1 protein-coding gene is annotated in these 622 nt (G+C 37.6%); it reads right to left on the minus strand.

Annotated features, from left to right (window positions below; all coding sequences use genetic code 11):
- Positions 1-528, minus strand: a 528-nt coding sequence (locus tag ML462_RS16025; protein WP_240714843.1) for an IS110 family transposase, incomplete at its 3' end; no start/stop codon positions are given.
- Positions 529-622: the final 94 nt, after the last annotated feature.

Below are 622 nucleotides of genomic sequence, written 5' to 3' on the forward strand. Positions count from 1 at the left end.
TTCAATCTGATCTAATTCCTTCTCTAATTGCTTTAGCGTTCGCACTAGTGATCTACTTACAGTCTTTGAAGGTGTACCTAGAGCTTTCTCTCCATGGATCTTATTCTTAACAGCAGTGCGTTGTTTTAGGTATAGATCCTGAAGACTCAGTAACTGCAAACACTCTGCTTGAACTGCATTCCTGGCAGTGTATAATGGAACTTGTGTTGCCTGGGCATACTCACAGATCGCTTTAGCATCGCTCTTATCGGTTTTGATTTTAGAGAGTTTCATCTGAATAAAACGCTTGACCGAAAGTGGATTCACAACCGACACCGTTATACCTTTCTCATATAAATACTGAGCTAATCTGTAGTGATAGTAGCCAGTGGCTTCCATAACTACCAGGCTGTCTTTTTGAATGAACTTCAGTAAGCCTTTAAAGCCTTTTACATCATTGGAGAATTGATCATGCTTTCCATCTTGATTTACTACATCAAAGAATGATTTACTGATGTCTACTCCGTAAAAATGTTTAATTTTATCCATAAGAGAATGATTGGAAAGAACAGCTACTTTGGTTTTCATCGACTTAAAAACGAGATCCAGGTCTCACAGAACTAAACGAAATTAAAGTAGAAAA

Source organism: Christiangramia lutea (assembly GCF_022489035.1).
Taxonomy (GTDB): domain Bacteria; phylum Bacteroidota; class Bacteroidia; order Flavobacteriales; family Flavobacteriaceae; genus Christiangramia; species Christiangramia lutea.